General features: G+C 33.3%; 18 protein-coding genes and 2 tRNA genes. 12 read left to right on the forward strand and 8 right to left on the reverse strand.

Translation table 11 applies throughout. From position 1 onward, the window contains the following. The first annotated feature begins 147 nt into the window (after window positions 1–147). From ACJAZK_RS09145 to ACJAZK_RS09155, 3 genes are all read left to right on the forward strand, one after another. A complete protein-coding gene (locus tag ACJAZK_RS09145) occupies window positions 148–993 on the forward strand; it encodes a transketolase (RefSeq protein WP_415223673.1) in 846 nt (281 codons plus the stop codon). Window positions 994–1,016: 23 nt separating this feature from the next. Further along, window positions 1,017–1,970, forward strand: a complete 954-nt coding sequence (locus ACJAZK_RS09150; protein ID WP_415223674.1) for a transketolase family protein — start codon at window positions 1,017–1,019, stop codon at window positions 1,968–1,970. Window positions 1,971–2,129: 159 nt separating this feature from the next. Further along, the gene (locus ACJAZK_RS09155) at window positions 2,130–2,720 is read left to right on the forward strand and encodes an outer membrane beta-barrel protein (protein WP_415223675.1); all 591 of its coding nucleotides are present in this window, start codon (window positions 2,130–2,132) and stop codon (window positions 2,718–2,720) included. 87 nt (window positions 2,721–2,807) lie between these two features. Here ACJAZK_RS09155 and ACJAZK_RS09160 read toward each other — a convergent pair whose 3' ends face one another. Further along, window positions 2,808–3,731: an FKBP-type peptidyl-prolyl cis-trans isomerase gene (locus ACJAZK_RS09160; RefSeq protein WP_415223676.1), complete on the reverse strand. Its 924-nt coding sequence runs from the start codon at window positions 3,729–3,731 to the stop codon at window positions 2,808–2,810. Between the two features lie 125 nt (window positions 3,732–3,856). Here ACJAZK_RS09160 and ACJAZK_RS09165 point away from each other — a divergent pair, with 125 nt between their 5' ends. Together ACJAZK_RS09165 and ACJAZK_RS09170 are read left to right on the forward strand one after the other, a co-directional pair. After that, a complete protein-coding gene (locus ACJAZK_RS09165) occupies window positions 3,857–4,237 on the forward strand; it encodes an RNA-binding S4 domain-containing protein (RefSeq protein WP_147231777.1) in 381 nt (126 codons plus the stop codon). 57 nt (window positions 4,238–4,294) lie between these two features. After that, window positions 4,295–4,798: a phosphoribosyltransferase family protein gene (locus ACJAZK_RS09170; RefSeq protein WP_415223677.1), complete on the forward strand. Its 504-nt coding sequence runs from the start codon at window positions 4,295–4,297 to the stop codon at window positions 4,796–4,798. Here the strand turns inward: ACJAZK_RS09170 and ACJAZK_RS09175 are convergent. Beyond that, on the reverse strand, window positions 4,790–5,308 hold the full coding sequence (locus tag ACJAZK_RS09175; protein ID WP_415223678.1) for a shikimate kinase: 519 nt from the start codon (window positions 5,306–5,308) through the stop codon (window positions 4,790–4,792). The genes ACJAZK_RS09170 and ACJAZK_RS09175 overlap by 9 nt on opposite strands. Window positions 5,309–5,437: 129 nt before the next feature. On the opposite strand from ACJAZK_RS09175, the gene ACJAZK_RS09180 reads away from it, so the two are divergent. The 7 genes from ACJAZK_RS09180 to ACJAZK_RS09210 all read left to right on the forward strand — a co-directional run bounded on the left by ACJAZK_RS09180 (window position 5,438) and on the right by ACJAZK_RS09210 (window position 10,726). Continuing rightward, window positions 5,438–5,510 (forward strand) — tRNA-Lys (locus ACJAZK_RS09180). Between the two features lie 56 nt (window positions 5,511–5,566). Then, window positions 5,567–5,650, forward strand: a tRNA-Leu gene (locus tag ACJAZK_RS09185). Between the two features lie 201 nt (window positions 5,651–5,851). Then, a complete protein-coding gene (locus ACJAZK_RS09190; protein ID WP_415223679.1) occupies window positions 5,852–6,751 on the forward strand; it encodes a MerR family transcriptional regulator in 900 nt (299 codons plus the stop codon). A 54-nt stretch (window positions 6,752–6,805) separates the two neighbouring features. Continuing rightward, window positions 6,806–8,269, forward strand: a complete 1,464-nt coding sequence (locus ACJAZK_RS09195) for a phytoene desaturase family protein (protein ID WP_415223680.1) — start codon at window positions 6,806–6,808, stop codon at window positions 8,267–8,269. 2 nt (window positions 8,270–8,271) lie between these two features. Then, complete coding sequence (locus ACJAZK_RS09200) at window positions 8,272–9,111, forward strand: phytoene/squalene synthase family protein (RefSeq protein ID WP_415223681.1); 840 nt, start codon at window positions 8,272–8,274, stop codon at window positions 9,109–9,111. 4 nt (window positions 9,112–9,115) lie between these two features. Continuing rightward, entirely contained in the window at window positions 9,116–9,565 is a 450-nt protein-coding gene (locus ACJAZK_RS09205) for a sterol desaturase family protein (RefSeq protein WP_415223682.1), read from the forward strand. Window positions 9,566–9,580: 15 nt separating this feature from the next. Beyond that, the gene (locus ACJAZK_RS09210; protein ID WP_415223683.1) at window positions 9,581–10,726 is read left to right on the forward strand and encodes a lycopene cyclase family protein; all 1,146 of its coding nucleotides are present in this window, start codon (window positions 9,581–9,583) and stop codon (window positions 10,724–10,726) included. Here the strand turns inward: ACJAZK_RS09210 and ACJAZK_RS09215 are convergent. The 6 genes from ACJAZK_RS09215 to ACJAZK_RS09240 all read right to left on the reverse strand — a co-directional run bounded on the left by ACJAZK_RS09215 (window position 10,713) and on the right by ACJAZK_RS09240 (window position 17,688). Then, window positions 10,713–11,291 carry a TlpA family protein disulfide reductase gene (locus tag ACJAZK_RS09215; protein ID WP_415223684.1) on the reverse strand — a complete coding sequence of 193 codons (579 nt, stop codon included), beginning with the start codon at window positions 11,289–11,291 and terminating at the stop codon, window positions 10,713–10,715. The genes ACJAZK_RS09210 and ACJAZK_RS09215 overlap by 14 nt on opposite strands. Window positions 11,292–11,402: 111 nt before the next feature. Beyond that, window positions 11,403–13,673, reverse strand: a complete 2,271-nt coding sequence (locus ACJAZK_RS09220) for an aconitate hydratase (protein WP_415223685.1) — start codon at window positions 13,671–13,673, stop codon at window positions 11,403–11,405. Between the two features lie 596 nt (window positions 13,674–14,269). Beyond that, the gene (locus ACJAZK_RS09225) at window positions 14,270–14,461 is read right to left on the reverse strand and encodes a GldL-related protein (RefSeq protein WP_415223686.1); all 192 of its coding nucleotides are present in this window, start codon (window positions 14,459–14,461) and stop codon (window positions 14,270–14,272) included. After that, window positions 14,462–15,415, reverse strand: coding sequence for an AAA family ATPase (locus ACJAZK_RS09230; protein WP_028872011.1), 954 nt, complete (start codon window positions 15,413–15,415; stop codon window positions 14,462–14,464). It abuts the gene before it with no gap. Window position 15,416: 1 nt separating this feature from the next. After that, on the reverse strand, window positions 15,417–16,853 hold the full coding sequence (locus tag ACJAZK_RS09235; RefSeq protein ID WP_415223687.1) for a peptidylprolyl isomerase: 1,437 nt from the start codon (window positions 16,851–16,853) through the stop codon (window positions 15,417–15,419). Further along, window positions 16,837–17,688, reverse strand: a complete 852-nt coding sequence (locus ACJAZK_RS09240) for a peptidyl-prolyl cis-trans isomerase (protein WP_415223688.1) — start codon at window positions 17,686–17,688, stop codon at window positions 16,837–16,839. The genes ACJAZK_RS09235 and ACJAZK_RS09240 overlap by 17 nt, the downstream gene beginning before the upstream one ends.

A 17,688-nucleotide genomic window follows, 5' to 3' on the forward strand; every position in this document is an offset into this window, starting at 1 on the left:
TTCGGAAACTTAAAAACTAGTTTTCATATTCCATTTGAATAAAAATTGTTAGCAACTGACTAAAATCGTTAATAAGTGCATTGCCTCTATTTTTGATTAGCCTTACGAAAACTTTATTTTTGAGGCTTAAATATTCACACTCTTTATATGCCAAACACACAACAATTACAAGACTTAACAACCCAAGTTCGTAGAGATATTCTTCGAATGGTTCACAAGGTAAATTCTGGTCATCCAGGAGGTTCATTAGGATGTGCCGAATTCTTTGTAGCACTCTATCAGGACATTATGGATAGAAAAGATACTTTTGATATGGATGGGAAAGATGAAGACCTTTTCTTTCTATCAAACGGTCATATCTCACCAGTATTTTATAGTGTTTTGGCGAGATCAGGATATTTCCCTGTTGATGAACTAAATACTTTTAGATTAATTAACTCAAGACTTCAAGGTCACCCAACAACTCATGAAGGTTTGCCAGGAATTCGTATTGCCTCAGGATCATTAGGTCAAGGTTTTAGTGTTGCTTTAGGTGCTGCCCAAACAAAAAAATTAAATGGAGATACTCATTTAGTCTACAGTTTACATGGTGATGGTGAATTACAAGAAGGTCAAAACTGGGAAGGTATTATGTATGCTGCGGCAAATAATATGGATAACATAATTTCTACTATTGATTTAAACGGACAACAAATTGATGGCTCTACAGACGATGTTTTACCTATGGGTAGCATAAGAGGAAAGTTTGAAGCTTTTGGTTGGACTGTTTTAGATATTGAAAACGGAAACAATATAGATGCTATTTTAGAAGGAATGGCCAAAGCTAAATCACTTACGGGACAAGGTAAACCCGTTTGTATTTTACTGCATACAGTAATGGGCAACGGTGTAGATTTTATGATGCACACGCATGCTTGGCATGGTAAAGCACCTAATGACGATCAATTAGCTATTGGTTTAAGACAGAACCCTGAAACTTTAGGCGATTATTAATCCTTCAAATTAAGAGATAAAAGATGAAAACATACGAAAACCAAGGAAATAAAGATACTCGCTCAGGATTTGGAGCAGGATTGACAGAATTAGGAAAAACCAATGAGAATGTAGTTGCACTTTGTGCAGATTTGATTGGCTCCCTTAAAATGGATGATTTTAAGGCAAACCATCCAGAACGTTTTTTTCAAGTAGGAATTGCAGAAGCCAATATGATTGGTCTTGCAGCAGGTATGACCATTGGTGGTAAGATTCCATTTACAGGTACATTTGCTAATTTTTCTACAGGTCGTGTTTATGATCAAATTAGACAAAGTATTGCATACTCTGATAAAAATGTAAAAATCTGTGCATCTCATGCAGGATTAACACTTGGAGAAGATGGAGCAACGCACCAAATCCTCGAAGATATTGGTTTGATGAAGATGTTACCTGGAATGACTGTAATTAATACCTGTGATTATAATCAAACTAAAGCCGCTACTATTGCCATAGCAAAACATCAAGGACCTGTTTATTTGCGTTTTGGAAGACCAAAAGTAGCTAACTTTACTCCAGTAGATCAAACATTTGAAATTGGTAAAGCACTAAAATTAACTGAAGGTACTGATGTTACTATCGTTGCTACTGGTCATCTGGTTTGGGAAGCACTTGAAGCTGCTAAATCGCTAAATGAAAAAGGTATTTCGGCAGAAGTCATTAATATTCATACCATCAAACCTCTGGATGACAAAGCTATTATAGACTCTGTGATAAAAACTGGATGCATTGTTACTGCTGAAGAACATAATATTTTAGGAGGTTTAGGAGAAAGTATTGCAAGAGTATTATCCCTACACCGGCCTGCACCTCAAGAGTTTGTTGCTACTCAAGACACCTTTGGAGAGTCTGGAACTCCAGCTCAATTAATGGAAAAATACGGGTTGAATGCAAATGCTATTATAAATGCCTCTGAAAAGGTTATAAAAAGAAAATAAAACTTTTATAAAATATCAATTCAAAAATCTAGCTTTCATCAGCTAGATTTTTTATGTTAAACACATTGTAGCATCCTATTATTTTGAGACAAAAAAGAAATAATTCTGTTTTGGTAACGTTTATGATGTTATAAATCCAAATTACAAAAAAAGAATATTATGCAAAAATTAATTATGAGTACGTTTTTACTAACGTTATTTTGTTTGAATGTTAATGCCCAAGAAGGGAGTGCATTTGGACTTAAAGGAGGATTAAACTACAGTTCCAATGGTGATTACTTTGAATCTATCAGTGAGAATTCTAAAAACCCTGATCGAAATATCGGATATCATCTTGGTGTTTTTGGGAAATTTGGTGACGATTTGTACCTAAGACCAGAACTCATATATACAGCTACAAAAAGCGAATACGATAGTAGTGAGTTTTCAATAAAAAAAATTGATGCGCCTATACTTGTTGGTATAACTATTATTGGGCCAATTAGCGTGTTTGCTGGACCTTCATTTCAATATATTCTTGATACCGAATTCAATGGAATCAATATAGAAAATGTAGAAGATGACTTCTCTGTTGGATTAAACTTTGGTATCGGATTAAGCTTTAATAAAATTGGTATTGACTTAAGGTACGAAAGAGGTTTTAGCAAAAACGAAGCTACTTTTATTGATAACAATATTGGTGAAGGTGCAATAAGCAGAATTGACACAAGACCAGATCAATTAATTTTGAGTTTGTCTATTGCCTTATAATTTAATTCGGAAAGAGTAAAAAACAAAAAAAAGACGCTTCTAGCGTCTTTTTTTTATTCTATCATCCTAAGAAAATAAATTTTATTTTTAACTATCTGTTTGATTAGATTCAGTGGAATCTACATCTAAATAATTGGGGATTCCATCCATATCAGAATCATCATTAGTTGGATCACCATCATTATCTATATCTTCATTTCTGGTTAATACACCATCACCATCATCATCTACATCAAAGAAATTTGGCACTAAATCACCATCACTATCGTCATCGGTAATATTTTCATTCCCATTAATATCTTCTAAATGACTAAAAACACCATCACTATCATGATCATTTGCTTCCGAAGCGTATAATTCAAACTTAAATATTAAATTTGAGTAAAGTGGAATTCCAAATGGAGGCGTGTTAAAATAGGCTAAACCAGATGGTAAAAACATAACACCAAGTCCATAGTTATCATAGCTAAAAGTTCCGTCAGCGTTTTCAAATGGCCCACTCTCAGCAGTTTTAACATCTTGCAACACGTCTCTCCAACCAGGAATCACACCTATTAAATCTAAAGTCGTCGGATTTACAGTACTATCAAAAATATCGTCATCTTGTAAAAAACCTGTGTAACTTATACTTACATTGTCAGTAAAATTTGGCTGAGGACCTCCTGTTCCGGGATTCAAATCAAGGACATAGTAGTCATAATCTTGGCTTAAAAATGATGAGGAGTACATAATAACATCATTAAATAATAATTCATAGGGATTCCCTTCACTATCCGTTGATTCTTCCGATATTATTATATCATCTTTAGAATAATTTGCAGACGTGTCACTAAAGAAAGATTTGTTATAATAATGTGTTTGTAAATATTCTATCAATGAGTCATTGTCTATAATCTGCTGCTCTCCCCTATCACGAGCGGGCACTATTGTAATCTCTGTTTCATCTGGAGTACATGCCCAAAATGTCGCAATTAAAAAAACAATTAAGATTGTAATGTATTTAGAATTCATAGTGATTAAATTTGCTTTAATTCAAAAAAATTTGAATTGTTCAATATTGCTTATTTTTAAGGCGCAAGATACAATAATATAATACTTTTGCACAATACAATTAACGCCAATTTTACAGTTTTAATATGCGAATAGACAAATATCTTTGGTGCACTAGATATTGCAAAACAAGAAGTATTGCAACTAATGCATGCAAAAAAGGTCATGTGAAAATAAATAATCAAGTTGTTAAACCTAGTAGAGATGTTTATGCAACTGATAAAATTGAATTTAGAAAAGACCAAGTAAAATATCAATTACAAGTCAATGATTTACCTGAAAGTCGTGTTGGTGCCAAGCTAGTTAATTTGTACGTAACAGACGTTACTCCCAAAGACGCGTTTGACGCTAAAGAATTACTCAAATACTCCAAAGAGTATTATAGAAAAAAAGGAGTAGGTCGACCAACGAAAAAAGATAGAAGGGATATTGATGATTTTTACGATACACCAGAAGAAGATATCTAACTTTTAAACAACAATTAAGAAAACTCTTTTTTATCTTTGAAGAAACAGAAAGCACCTATGAGCATTACTAAAAATATTATATTAAATCATCAGGAAATACAGCATAAAATAAAACGTATTGCTTATCAGATTTATGAATGTAATGTGGAGGAGAAGGTCATTATACTAGCTGGCATAGAACATAATGGTTTCATTCTCGCGCAAAAATTAAAACAAACTCTCGAAAAAATTTCTGACATAAAACCAGTAATTTGCAAAGTTATTATTGATAAAAAGAATCCCCTTATTGAAGTAAAAACCTCCTTAAGTAAAGAAGCATACGCCAATAAATCAATCGTATTAATTGATGACGTTCTAAACTCTGGAAGCACTTTAATATATGGAGTAAAACATTTTCTAGATGTGCCTTTAAAACAATTTAAGACCGCCGTATTAGTCAATAGAAATCACAAGAAATACCCAGTGAAAGCAGACTTCAAAGGAATTTCTTTATCAACATCACTACATGAACATATTGAAATTATTTTAACTGGTAAAGTGCATCAAGCTTTTCTAAAATAATTTTAAAACGAGATTATCAACTACCTCATTTATATCTAAACCATCAGTTTTAATACTAAGACTAGATTGTTCATAAAAAGGAGCACGCTCAAATATATGCTTACCTATAAATTCATTAAGTGCACTTATATCTTCTAGATGAGCTATTAAAGGTCTTTTATATCTCTCTTGATACAATCTTCCTACCAGCGTTTTAATTGAAGCTTTTAAATAGATACTTAATGAATTTTCAGACTCTAAAATTAGATTCAGGTTATTTCCATAACACGGAGTACCACCTCCTAGAGATATAACCGTATTATTTAGACCAATTAACTCTTTAAGATAGGAACTTTCAAGTTTTCTAAAATAAATTTCACCCTTCGTCTTAAATATTATTTTTATGGTTGCACCCTCTTTTTCCTCAATATAACCATCTAAATCTAGATAATTATATTTCAAAATATCTGCTAATTTACTGCCAATTACAGACTTACCCGATCCCATATACCCAACTAAAAAAAGCGTCATATTGTCATTATAAATTGATTATTAAAATCATAATTAATATTTAAACAAAAAAACAAAAAAATATCCAAAAATAGGTTTGGTTAATTAATTATTCGTTTTATATTTGCACCCTCGTTAGAGAAACTTAATGACCAGTTAGCTCAGTTGGCAGAGCATCTCCCTTTTAAGGAGAGGGTCCTGGGTTCGAGCCCCAGACTGGTCACAATAAAAAAAAGTTAAGCATTTGCTTAACTTTTTTTTTATCTTTATTGAAATAAAGCGCACGTGGCGGAATTGGTAGACGCGCCAGCTTGAGGGGTTGGTGGACATTAGTCCGTGGAAGTTCGAGTCTTCTCGTGCGCACTTTTAACTACCTTCCTTTATAACAACAATAAATAAAAGTAATCCTATGGAAATCAGGCGATTTTTAGTGATTACCTTTAATAGAGTACTCACCTTTCAATATCACGATAACGTTTTCAATAGTTTTACTATTAAATAAATCTTAAAATTTAGTACCATTACAAAAAAACATTACTTTTGTTTAACTTTTTTAAATAAATAATGAACAACGTAAAGAGCACTTTTAGCATTAAAGATCTTGAAAATCTAACAGGCATAAAAGCACATACCATACGAATTTGGGAGAAACGTTATAACCTACTTGAACCAGAACGGACAGAAACTAACATTAGGTACTACAGCTTAGCTAACCTCCAAAAACTTTTAAATATTAGTTATTTAAATAATAATGGATACAAAATATCTAAAATTGCTTTGCTTAAAAGTGACGACATTCCTGAATTAGTTAAAGAAGTATCCAAAAATGATCATACAAATAACCACGCTATTGACACGTTCAAATTATCAATGTTAAATTTTGATCAAAAACTCTTCTATGATACTTATGAAAGTTTGATAAAAGAGAAATCATTTATTGAGATGTTCTATCAAGATTTTATACCTCTACTTTCTGAGATTGGTATGCTTTGGCAAACCGATACGATTACACCTGCCCATGAACACTTTCTAACCTCTTTAATTAGACAGAAGATACTCATAAACACTGAAATAATTCAATCTCAAAATCAGGAGAAAACTGATAAAGTATTTGTTCTATATCTTCCAGACAATGAAGTCCACGAATTAGGACTTATGATTATAAATTATCAAATAATAGCAAAGGGTCATAAATCCATATTTTTGGGACAAAGTGTTCCCCTTGATAGTTTAAAAGATCTTCTTAAATACTACGATGACATTACATTTCTATCTTATTTCACGGTAATGCCTGATAAAGAAAATATTGTTGATTATATCAATGAGTTTTCTAAGGAAATTCTAACAAAAAAATCTATTAAACTTTGGGTTTTAGGAAGAATGTTACAGGAACTGGACCTAAATAAACTACCCAAACAAATCACAGCTTTTAACTCTATTGAAAATTTAGTTAAAAAACTATAAAAAAACGCTCTTAAAAGTTAATTCTGTTTAACTTTAAGCTAACTTTGTTAAACAATGACAAAACACATTTCTATAATTGGTTCTGGCTTTTCAGCTCTTTCAGCATCTTGTTATCTTGCAAAAGAGGGCTATGATGTAACCATTTTCGAAAAGAACGGAACTATTGGCGGTCGATGCCGACAATTCAAAAAAGAGGGCTTTACTTTTGATATAGGACCTAGTTGGTATTGGATGCCTGATATTTTTGATAAATTTTTTGCTGATTTCGGCAAAAAAACTTCAGACTTTTACGCACTTCATAAACTTGATCCTGCATATCAGATATTCTTTAAAGATGAAATAATCACAATTGGTGATACTTTAGAAAAAATAGGTAAAGAGTTTGACCGTATAGAACCGGGGAGTTCTGTCGCACTCAAAAAGTTTATCGATAAGGCCGCCACAAACTATGATATAGCAATTAATAAAGTTGTTTTAAAGCCAGGAATTTCTCCTTTTGAATTGGTCACTCCTGACACAGCTATGCGCGTTGATCAATTTTTCAAAACGATAAGTGGAGAGGTCCGAAAGAACTTCAAAAATTCTAAACTTATATCAACATTAGAATTCCCTGTTTTGTTTTTAGGAGCAAAACCTAGCAAAACACCGTCATTTTATAATTTTATGAATTTTGCCGATTTCGGTCTCGGCACATGGCATCCAAAAGGAGGCATGTATGAAATCATAAAGGCCATGAAAACTGTAGCAGTAGATTTAGGTGTAAAGATTCTCACAGAACACTCCATTGATAAAATCAATGTAGATAATGGTACTGCTACATCTATTGTTTCCAATGGTATTGAGTACAAAAGCGACATTGTGTTAAGTGGAGCAGATTATCACCACTCAGAGACCTTATTAGACGAAAAGTATCGTCAATATTCTGAGGACTATTGGAATAAAAAGACATTTGCACCATCCTCACTCCTATTCTATGTAGGCTTTGATAAAAAATTAAAAAATATACTTCATCACAATTTATTTTTTGATACTAGCTTTGAAACGCATGCAGAAGAAATATATGATAATCCTAAATGGCCAAGTGATCCTTTATTTTATGTGAACTTTCCTTCCGTTACAGATGAATCTATGGCACCAGCGAATTGTGAAACAGGCTTTTTTTTAATACCTATAGCTCCAGGAATTGAAGATACAGAGGAATTAAGATTACAATATTTTGATTTGATTATATCAAGATTTGAAAACTTAACACATCAAGATGTTAAAAATAATATTATATTTAAGGAATCCTTTTGTGTCAAAGACTTTATAAAGGATTATAATTCTTATAAAGGTAATGCTTACGGTATGGCAAATACGCTATCCCAAACTGCATTTTTAAGACCCAAATTAAAAAGTAAAAAAGTAAATAATCTCTATTTCACAGGACAACTAACGGTTCCAGGACCAGGAGTTCCTCCTGCTCTAATCTCAGGTAAATTAGTAGCTGAGCTCATTAAGAAACACCATAGTAACTAAGTATGAAGTCAATTTTTGATTCTGTTTCCCACGAGTGCAGTAAGACTGTAACAAAATCTTACAGCACTTCTTTTTCATTAGCAACAAAAATGTTGTCTGACTCAATACGTCAAGACATCTACAATATCTATGGATTCGTAAGGTTCGCAGATGAAATTGTAGATACCTTTCACGATTATGATAAGCATTTGCTCTTTAAAAATTTCACTAATGATTTAGAGCTCGCATTAGAACAAAAAATAAGTTTAAATCCAATATTAAATTCATTTCAAGAAACGTATCACAAGTACAATATTGATAAAAAACAAGTCGATGCTTTCATGAAAAGTATGAGAACAGATTTACATAAAAATACGTATTTAACAGACGAAGAGTACAAACAGTACATTTATGGATCTGCAGACGTTGTTGGTCTAATGTGTTTAAAAGTCTTTGTAAAAGGTGATAACGAAACGTACGAGTCGTTAAAAGACTCTGCCATGAGTTTAGGATCTGCATTTCAAAAAGTTAATTTCTTGAGAGATTTAAAAGCAGATTTCGAAGATTTAAGTAGAACCTATTTCCCAAATACAGATTTAAACCATCTGGATGAAATCTCTAAGCAAGCGATTATAGCAGACATAGAAAATGATTTCGCTTTAGGTCTCCAAGGTATAAAACGACTTCCAATAGAAGCAAAATTTGGGGTTTTTATGGCATATCGCTATTATAACCAATTGCTAAAAAAACTGAAGAAAACTCCAGCATTAGAAATAAAATCTACAAGAATTCGAGTGCCTAATTACAAAAAGATTGAGATACTCACAAGAAGCTATGTTAAATATCAATTAAACCTAATATAACCTAATGCAAACTATATACTGGATATTAATATTTTTAGGTGTTTTTAGCACCATGGAATTCATGGCTTGGTTTACTCACAAGTATGTCATGCATGGCTTTCTGTGGAGTTTACATAAAGACCATCACCATAAAGATCATGATAATTGGTTTGAACGCAATGATGCATTTTTTATATTTTATGCCATAGTAAGCATGTCCTGTTTCTACCTTTGGAGCTATGAAATTTTATGGTACTGCCTACCTATTGGACTAGGTATTATGGCTTATGGACTAGCCTATTTTATAGTTCATGACATTTTTATACACCAACGCTTCAAAATGTTTAAGAAAGCTAGTAACTGGTATGCAAAAGGCGTTAGACGTGCCCACAAAATTCATCATAAATCTTTAGGCAAAGGAGATAGTGAGAATTTTGGAATGCTTTTCGTACCTTTCAAATACTTCAAAAAATAGTAGTTAAATTCATTTATGCACAGGTCTTCCCATTTCGATTTTATCATTATAGGAAATGGATTAGCGGGACTCCAATTGGCTCTTAAGTTATCTACTGAAATATCTTTTCATGAGAAAACAATAGCTCTAATTGACCCTTCTAAAAAAACCACTAATGACAAAACATGGAGTTTTTGGGAAACGGAACCTTCACAATGGAAGGCACTCACTCATAAAACGTGGAGCAAAGCGTCAATTATAACTTCAAACAAAGAAATACATCTAAACCTTGATCCGTATACTTACAAAACGATACGAGCAATAGATTTTTATACGGAAGCTAAAGCACAACTGAAACAGAAAGACAATATTTACTTCATTGAAGAACACGTGACTTCTGTCACAGAAAATTCACAAGTCACCGTAAAAACAAGTACTAAAACATTTACTACCACTCACGCTTTTGATAGTCGCGTGCCTGAAGAGTTCATCATAGAACCTAAGAACAGTATTTCTATTATTCAACATTTTAAAGGTTGGGTTATTAAAACTGAAAGAGATATTTTTGACGAAAATAAAGTTATCATGATGGATTATCGTCTTAAAGACGGACATCAAACAACATTCACTTACGTCTTACCCTTTTCAAAAACAGAAGCCTTAGTGGAGTTCACCTATTTCACAAAAAACACAGTAAAAGATAGCGTTTACGACGATTACATCAAAACCTACATCAAAGACTATTTAAAAATAGAGTCCTACTCTATTATAGAGACAGAGGCTGGTCAAATCCCTATGACCAATTACAACTTTGAACAATTTAACACCAGTAAGATTACCAAAATAGGAACAGGAGGTGGATGGGTAAAAGGCTCTACAGGCTATTCATTTAAACATACCGAAAAGAAGGTTGCCATAATTATTGACAACCTAAAATCAGGACGTATACCATCCCATGGTTTATTCAGAAGAAAATATAAGTTTTACGATACGGTTTTTTTAAAAGTACTTAAAGACGAGAATCATAAAGGAGAATGGATTTTTGAAAGTTTTTATGCAAAAAACTCCGTACAAACGATGTTCCGTTTTTTGGATGAAGAATCTACCTTTGCTGAAGAACTCAAAATTATGATCTCGCTATTCTCGTGGAGTTTTATAAAGGCTTTTTTTAAAACACTTTAAGTAGTTCATCTATAGTATTAGTAACTCGTTCACTACTCCAATCTGCAACTCCAGATTTATCAATAACAATCTCCCCTTGCTTACTTATGATAAATGTTCTGGGTATTGAAGACACATCAAATTCTTGAAGATACTGCGTCGCTGATTGGTAGACGTTGAAACCATATCCTTTTTTATTAATGAAATCACGAATTACAGCTACTTCCTCATTAGACACAAACAAAAACACCACATCATCATTAGCTTCATAATGTCGATAGAGCTGATCTAAGCTGGGCATTTCAGCAATACAAGGCGGACACCAAGTAGCCCAAAAATTAATCACAATCACTTTTCCTTCGGCAGAAGAAAAGTCAAAATTATTTCCTTCAATATCTTTTAATTTCCAGTCATATCCTGAAAGTTTTACTCTTTCAGAAGCATTCACAACACTCGGTTTTACAATCATTGCTATTCCTTTTTGAAGCAATATTTGAATGGGCTGTCTTGTTTGAGGTATAATCATCAATGCAATAACAACTACAAAAATAATGCGAGATGTTTTAAATCGTTTAGGTTGTGCCATAAGTTATATAAATTAATAAACGCATTACGATAGTCGGTAATACTCCTCAAATCTAACAATAAAAAAGCCTTTGATTTCTCAAAGGCTCATTTCTATCATATTAATATTATGCTATGCAGCATTTTCTTTTTTGATTAAATTCAAAGCAGAACCTTCATTATACCAATCAATTTGAGGTTGGTTGTATGTATGGTTTAGCATCACTGTATCTTTACTTCCATCTGCATGTACAACTTCTAGTGTCAATTGCTTTTCTGGTGCAAATTCATTTAAATCTAAGAAGTTGAAGGTGTCATCCTCCTGGATTAAATCGTAATCTGCTTCGTTAGCAAATGTCAATCCTAACATCCCTTGTTTTTTAAGGTTTGTCTCATGGATACGCGCAAATGATTTTACAATCACAGCAGCTACTCCTAAAAAACGTGGTTGCATTGCTGCATGCTCTCTAGAAGATCCTTCACCATAGTTGTGATCTCCAACAACTATAGACTTGACACCTGCAGCTTTATACGCTCTTGCTGTATCTGGCACACCACCAAACTCACCTGATAATTGGTTCTTAACAAAGTTTGTTTTTTTACCGAACGCATTCACAGCACCAATTAAGGTATTGTTTGCAATATTATCTAAATGTCCGCGGAAACGTAACCATGGTCCAGCCATAGAAATATGGTCTGTTGTACATTTCCCAAAGGCCTTGATTAATAATTTAGCACCTGTTATAGAATCTCCTAATGGCGTAAATGGTGTTAGCAGTTGTATTCTTTCAGACTCTGGATTAACCGTTACTTTGACACCTCTTCCATCTTCCATTGGTTCCAAATACCCATTATCATCAACAGCAAAACCTTTTGGAGGTAATTCCCATCCTGTTGGTTCCTCAAACATCACTTCTTCACCATTTTCATTGATTAACTTATCTGTCAATGGGTTGAAATCTAAACGACCTGCAATTGCAATTGCAGCTGTTAGTTCTGGCGATGCAACAAAGGCATGCGTGTTTGGATTTCCATCTGCACGTTTTGCAAAGTTTCTATTAAATGAATGCACGATACTATTTTTAGGTGCATTTTTAGGATCTTCATATCGAGCCCACTGCCCAATACATGGACCGCAAGCGTTTGTAAAAATCTTAGCATCTAATTTTTCGAAAATTTGAATAATTCCGTCACGTGCTGCAGTAAAACGAACTTGTTCAGAACCTGGATTAATTCCTAGTTCTGCTTTCATTTTTAAGCCTTTATCTAAAGCCTGTTGTGCAATAGAAGAAGCACGAGATAAATCCTCATAAGAAGAATTGGTACATGATCCAATTAAACCCCATTCGACTTTTAATGGCCACTCATTAGCGGTTGCTTTTTCGGTCATTGAAGAACCCACTGGTGTTGACAAATCTGGAGTAAAAGGACCGTTTAATAATGGACCTAACTCAGATAAATTGATATCTATTAATTGATCAAAGTATTGCTCCGGGTTAGCGTAAACTTCTGCATCTCCAGTTAAATGCTCTTTAACTTTATTTGCCGCATCCGCAACATCTGCTCTATCTGTAGCTCGTAAATAACGTTCCATAGATTCATCATATCCAAAGGTTGATGTGGTTGCTCCAATTTCAGCACCCATATTACAAATTGTTCCTTTTCCTGTACATGACATTCCTGTTGCTCCAGGTCCAAAATATTCAACGATAGCTCCTGTGCCACCTTTAGCGGTAAGAATATCTGCTACTCTTAAAATAACATCTTTTGGTGCTGTCCATCCAGACAATTTACCTGTTAATCTAACGCCTATTAACTTCGGAAATTTCAACTCCCAAGCCATACCAGCCATGACATCAACAGCATCTGCTCCACCAACTCCAATAGCTACCATTCCTAATCCTCCTGCATTTACAGTATGAGAATCTGTCCCAATCATCATTCCTCCAGGAAATGCATAATTTTCTAAAACCACTTGGTGTATGATACCAGCTCCTGGTTTCCAGAAACCAATACCGTATTTATTAGATACAGACTCTAAGAAGTTAAATACTTCATTACTTGTATTTATGGCATGTTGCAAATCTGTTGTTGCACCATCTTTTGCTTGGATAAGGTGATCGCAATGAACTGTTGTAGGCACAGCAACTTTAGTTTTTCCTGCTTGCATAAATTGCAACAATGCCATTTGCGCTGTAGCATCTTGACATGCAACTCTATCTGGCGCAAAATCAACATAATCTTTACCTCTAGTAAACACTTTGGTAGAATTTCCATCCCAAAGATGAGAGTATAATATTTTTTCTGAAAGTGTTAATGGTTTTCCAACAAAGTCACGAGCGGCATCTACACGCTCTGCCATATTAGAATACACCTTTTTAATCATGTTAATATCAAATGCCATAAGTCTTATTTATAAGGTTGATTTTTATTTTTTAGTATAGCAAATTTACGAATTTTAAAGCAGATTTTAAAATATGTAACAAAATGTGAAAAACTGTGCAGATTCATCAATAAAAAAGACAATATATATCATTATTTTGATGATTTAACAATTAAAATAGGTGAAAATTATAAAATTAACAACTATATGTTATTTAAAACGATTCTTAATTTTAGCGGTATCACGAAGATTAGCCATAGGGCTTTCAAAAAACATATAAAGTACGTAAGACCTGACTCTAGTTAATGTAGCATCAACTAAAAAGGAGATGATGAAATTCCAACTCCATAATCCTTAAGTAAAAAAAATCTAAGTGATAATCGTACGACCTTCACTTGTACTAACTTATGTAATAAACAACATTTAAAAATCTATAGAGTCTAAAAACAGTTCACTAGTAAAGACATGTTTATTGCAGACAACATCGATTAAAACGATGACTATTTTTTCACATGACCAACTAAAAATATATAATACTTTTATGTGAGACTAATTTTGAATATCATAATGTAGAGCGGTGTAAACCTGGATTCTATCCTGTTTTATTAGACAAAAATTCACTTCCTTCTACGCATTTTGATCAATGCAACGATCGCCATAAATATAGCTAACAGTTCTAGAAACGTTCCAATTGTTAGAAGCATTGGTCCATACGTCCAATGTTGAATTTTAAAAAGCGCACCCAAGATAGTTGCACCGATACCCAAAAGAAGTATAATTGCCGCAGGTAGTAGCCTTTTTAAATTCATTTAAAACAAACTCTTAATAATTTGAGCATCCGTAATACCTTCAGCTTCTGCCTTATAATTTTTAATAATTCTATGACGTAGAATCCCAGAAGCTACTGCTTGTACATTCTCAATATCTGGAGAAAATTTACCATTAATTGCAGCATGTGTTTTGGCTGCCAAGATTAAATTTTGTGAAGCTCTTGGTCCTGCTCCCCAATCTACAAACTCTGTAACGAGGTCTGAAGCAGTTGATGTTTTTGGTCTTGTTTTACTAACCATTTTTACAGCATATTCAATAACATTATCTGCGACAGGAATGCGACGTATTACATTTTGAAAATCTATAATTTCTTGAGAAGTGAACAATGCATTTACAGTCGCTTTATGATCTGAAGTAGTCGACTTTACGACTTGAACTTCCTCCTCAAAAGAGGGATATTCCAAATTAATAGCAAACATAAAACGATCTAATTGGGCTTCTGGCAAAGGATATGTTCCTTCTTGCTCAATAGGGTTTTGTGTTGCCAACACAAAATAAGGTAAATCTAATTTATAATTATGTCCAGAAACCGTCACAGAACGTTCTTGCATAGCTTCTAATAAAGCTGCTTGAGTTTTTGGGGGAGTACGATTAATCTCATCTGCCAAAATAATATTGGCAAAAATTGGACCTTTAATAAATTTGAATTGCCTGTTCTCGTCTAAGATTTCACTTCCTAAAATATCACTAGGCATTAAATCTGGTGTAAATTGGATACGCTTAAAATCTAAACCTAGCGCTTGTGCAATGGTATTGACCATTAAGGTTTTTGCCAACCCAGGAACACCTATTAATAACGAGTGACCACCAGAAAATATCGAAATAAGTATTTGATTTACAACCTCGTCTTGGCCAACTATAACTTTGGCAACTTCGGTTTTTAGGTCATTATATTTTTTTACAAACTGTTCTATTGCAGCAACGTCAGACATACTATTCTTTTTCATTTTTTAACCAATTACTCTCAAATTCGCAGCCCTTGTAATCATCGTCAATTTTTACATACGTATCAAAAATCTTTTCTTCTTGCCACTTCTGAATCGCCTTAAATTGCTTCTCTTGGAGAGCAAGGTCTTTAATTTTAAGATAGTCACGAGCAAAATTTGCTTGATGGTCTTCTGTTCTATCTGTAACGGTTAATATTTTAAATTTGATTGGATTAACTCTATCCTGATCTTGTAATACCAAGCTAATTTCGTCCTCTTTCAGATCTTGAATTTGACCATATAATTCTGGATCCATTTTTGTTAATTCTAAACTAGAATCTTGTGTGTATGGATTAATCAATTGTCCGCCTTCAAATTTCGTTTCCTCTTCATCACTAAACTCACGAGCAGCGTCTGCGAATTTTAAATCGCCCGACTCAATACGCTCTTTTACTTTAGTAATCTTTTCTTTGGCCGCTAATACAGAAGCATCTGTGATTTCTGGACGTAGTAAAATGTGTCTTACATCATATTCTTGACCTCTAATTTTTTCTAACAAAATAATGTGAAATCCAAAATCAGTTTCAAAAGGATCTGAAATTTCACCTTCAAGTAATGAGAAGGCAACATCACGAAACTCTTTCACCATTTGAGGACGTTTTCTGTTGAGCGTGTACATTCCTCCTTTAGCTCGAGCAGCAGTATCGTCTGAATAAAAAACAGCCTTAGTCGTAAAACTCGCTCCATTTTCTACAACATCGGCTTTATACCCCTTAAGTCGATCAATAACTTCTTGCTTTGCTTCCTCTGACACCTCTGGAATCACAACAATTTGTGCAACCTTAAGTTCTGTACCAAATATTGGTAAAGAATCTTTTGGGATACTATTATAATATTCTCTTACCTCTTCTGGAGTCACTTCAACTTCTTCAATAATTTTGCGCTGCATATCACCTGCCAACTTCGCGTTCTTATTGATCTCAAACATTTCTTCGCGCAAGCTTTGCTCACTGTCTTTATTATAAAATTCTAAAAGCTCAGTCATAGAACCCCCTTTTTGTTCTAAAAACGCATTAATTTGTTGCTCTATATTAGATCTAACCTCCAATTCGTTTACCACAATACTATCTTGAATAGCATGATGAGCATACAACTTATCTTCTAATAGCTTACCAAATAACTGACATCTAGAAATCTGTTTTATAGAAACTCCTCTTGCTTGTAATTGGATATACTCTTTATCTATATCTGAGTCTAAAACCACAAAATCTCCCACTACAGCAGCAACACCGTCAACTTTTTGACGTCCAGAAGTCTTGGTCGTATCTCTTTGTTTTTTTGATGCGTCAACCACATCTTCTATAATCTCTTGGGAAACTGACATATTTACACCGAAAAGGGCAACAATAAATGCTGTAATTACTGATTTATTTATAGACTTCAAATTGTTTATTTTTAATTGCATCTTTAGTAATATCTTTTTCAAGTTGTTTAATCAACTCTAGTTTTCTTTTATTAATTACAATTTGTTTAATTGTAGGTTTTACGTACTCTTGAGGTGCCAAATCGTTTTGATATAGAACGTCTTCAATTTGCATCAAATATAGGTCTAATGAATCTTTGAGTTGTACAAAATTAGATTTTTTTAACAGTTCTTTTTTGTTTTCAGAATTTAGAACTCTAATTTTTTCGGTAATCTGAGACGCTTTAATCCACATGGAATCATTTAGCGAATAACTTTTAAACTGAACAGATATTGAATCTAGAAAAAATTTATCTGCTGTATTAAAACGTTTAAAACGTTTTTTAATATCGTCTTCGTTAATTGCATTTTGAGAAATCGTTATGTATCTAAACTTCACTAACTCTTCGTTAAGTTTAAAGGTTTCTTGATTAGCCTCATAAACAGCAGTTGCTTGAGCATTATTTACAAACGTATCAATACTTTTTTTAACTAAAGCTTCTAGATAGGTTTTTGTGTATAAGTCATTTTTATACTGTTGAATGAGTTTATTAAAATCGATTTGCTTGTCCTCAGATAGATTACGCTCTGCGCCATCCAATAATAATTGTTGAGTTGCCCAACGATTTATAAAACTATTAACCATTTGTAAGCTATCATTTGGAGGCGTTCCTTTTGCCACCAAATCTTTAATATCTTCTTCATAGAGATACATTTCATCAACTCTAGCAATAGGGATTCTATCGTCAGTTTCTTTAAAAAAATCACACGACATTACAGTAAAAGCAAGTAGAATAATAGCAAATAATTGTCTCAA

The organism is Psychroserpens sp. (assembly GCF_047633235.1).
GTDB lineage: Bacteria > Bacteroidota > Bacteroidia > Flavobacteriales > Flavobacteriaceae > Psychroserpens.

Coding starts and splice junctions, on each gene's coding strand:
- ACJAZK_RS09195 (WP_415223680.1), top strand. CDS start 6,806: ATGACAAAACACATTTCTATAATTGGTTCTGGCTTTTCAGCTCTTTCA.
- ACJAZK_RS09145 (WP_415223673.1), top strand. CDS start 148: ATGCCAAACACACAACAATTACAAGACTTAACAACCCAAGTTCGTAGA.
- ACJAZK_RS09165 (WP_147231777.1), top strand. CDS start 3,857: ATGCGAATAGACAAATATCTTTGGTGCACTAGATATTGCAAAACAAGA.
- ACJAZK_RS09200 (WP_415223681.1), top strand. CDS start 8,272: ATGAAGTCAATTTTTGATTCTGTTTCCCACGAGTGCAGTAAGACTGTA.
- ACJAZK_RS09210 (WP_415223683.1), top strand. CDS start 9,581: ATGCACAGGTCTTCCCATTTCGATTTTATCATTATAGGAAATGGATTA.
- ACJAZK_RS09220 (WP_415223685.1), bottom strand. CDS start 13,673: ATGGCATTTGATATTAACATGATTAAAAAGGTGTATTCTAATATGGCA.
- ACJAZK_RS09230 (WP_028872011.1), bottom strand. CDS start 15,415: ATGTCTGACGTTGCTGCAATAGAACAGTTTGTAAAAAAATATAATGAC.
- ACJAZK_RS09175 (WP_415223678.1), bottom strand. CDS start 5,308: ATGACGCTTTTTTTAGTTGGGTATATGGGATCGGGTAAGTCTGTAATT.
- ACJAZK_RS09190 (WP_415223679.1), top strand. CDS start 5,852: ATGAACAACGTAAAGAGCACTTTTAGCATTAAAGATCTTGAAAATCTA.
- ACJAZK_RS09170 (WP_415223677.1), top strand. CDS start 4,295: ATGAGCATTACTAAAAATATTATATTAAATCATCAGGAAATACAGCAT.
- ACJAZK_RS09160 (WP_415223676.1), bottom strand. CDS start 3,731: ATGAATTCTAAATACATTACAATCTTAATTGTTTTTTTAATTGCGACA.
- ACJAZK_RS09215 (WP_415223684.1), bottom strand. CDS start 11,291: ATGGCACAACCTAAACGATTTAAAACATCTCGCATTATTTTTGTAGTT.
- ACJAZK_RS09205 (WP_415223682.1), top strand. CDS start 9,116: ATGCAAACTATATACTGGATATTAATATTTTTAGGTGTTTTTAGCACC.
- ACJAZK_RS09155 (WP_415223675.1), top strand. CDS start 2,130: ATGCAAAAATTAATTATGAGTACGTTTTTACTAACGTTATTTTGTTTG.
- ACJAZK_RS09225 (WP_415223686.1), bottom strand. CDS start 14,461: ATGAATTTAAAAAGGCTACTACCTGCGGCAATTATACTTCTTTTGGGT.
- ACJAZK_RS09150 (WP_415223674.1), top strand. CDS start 1,017: ATGAAAACATACGAAAACCAAGGAAATAAAGATACTCGCTCAGGATTT.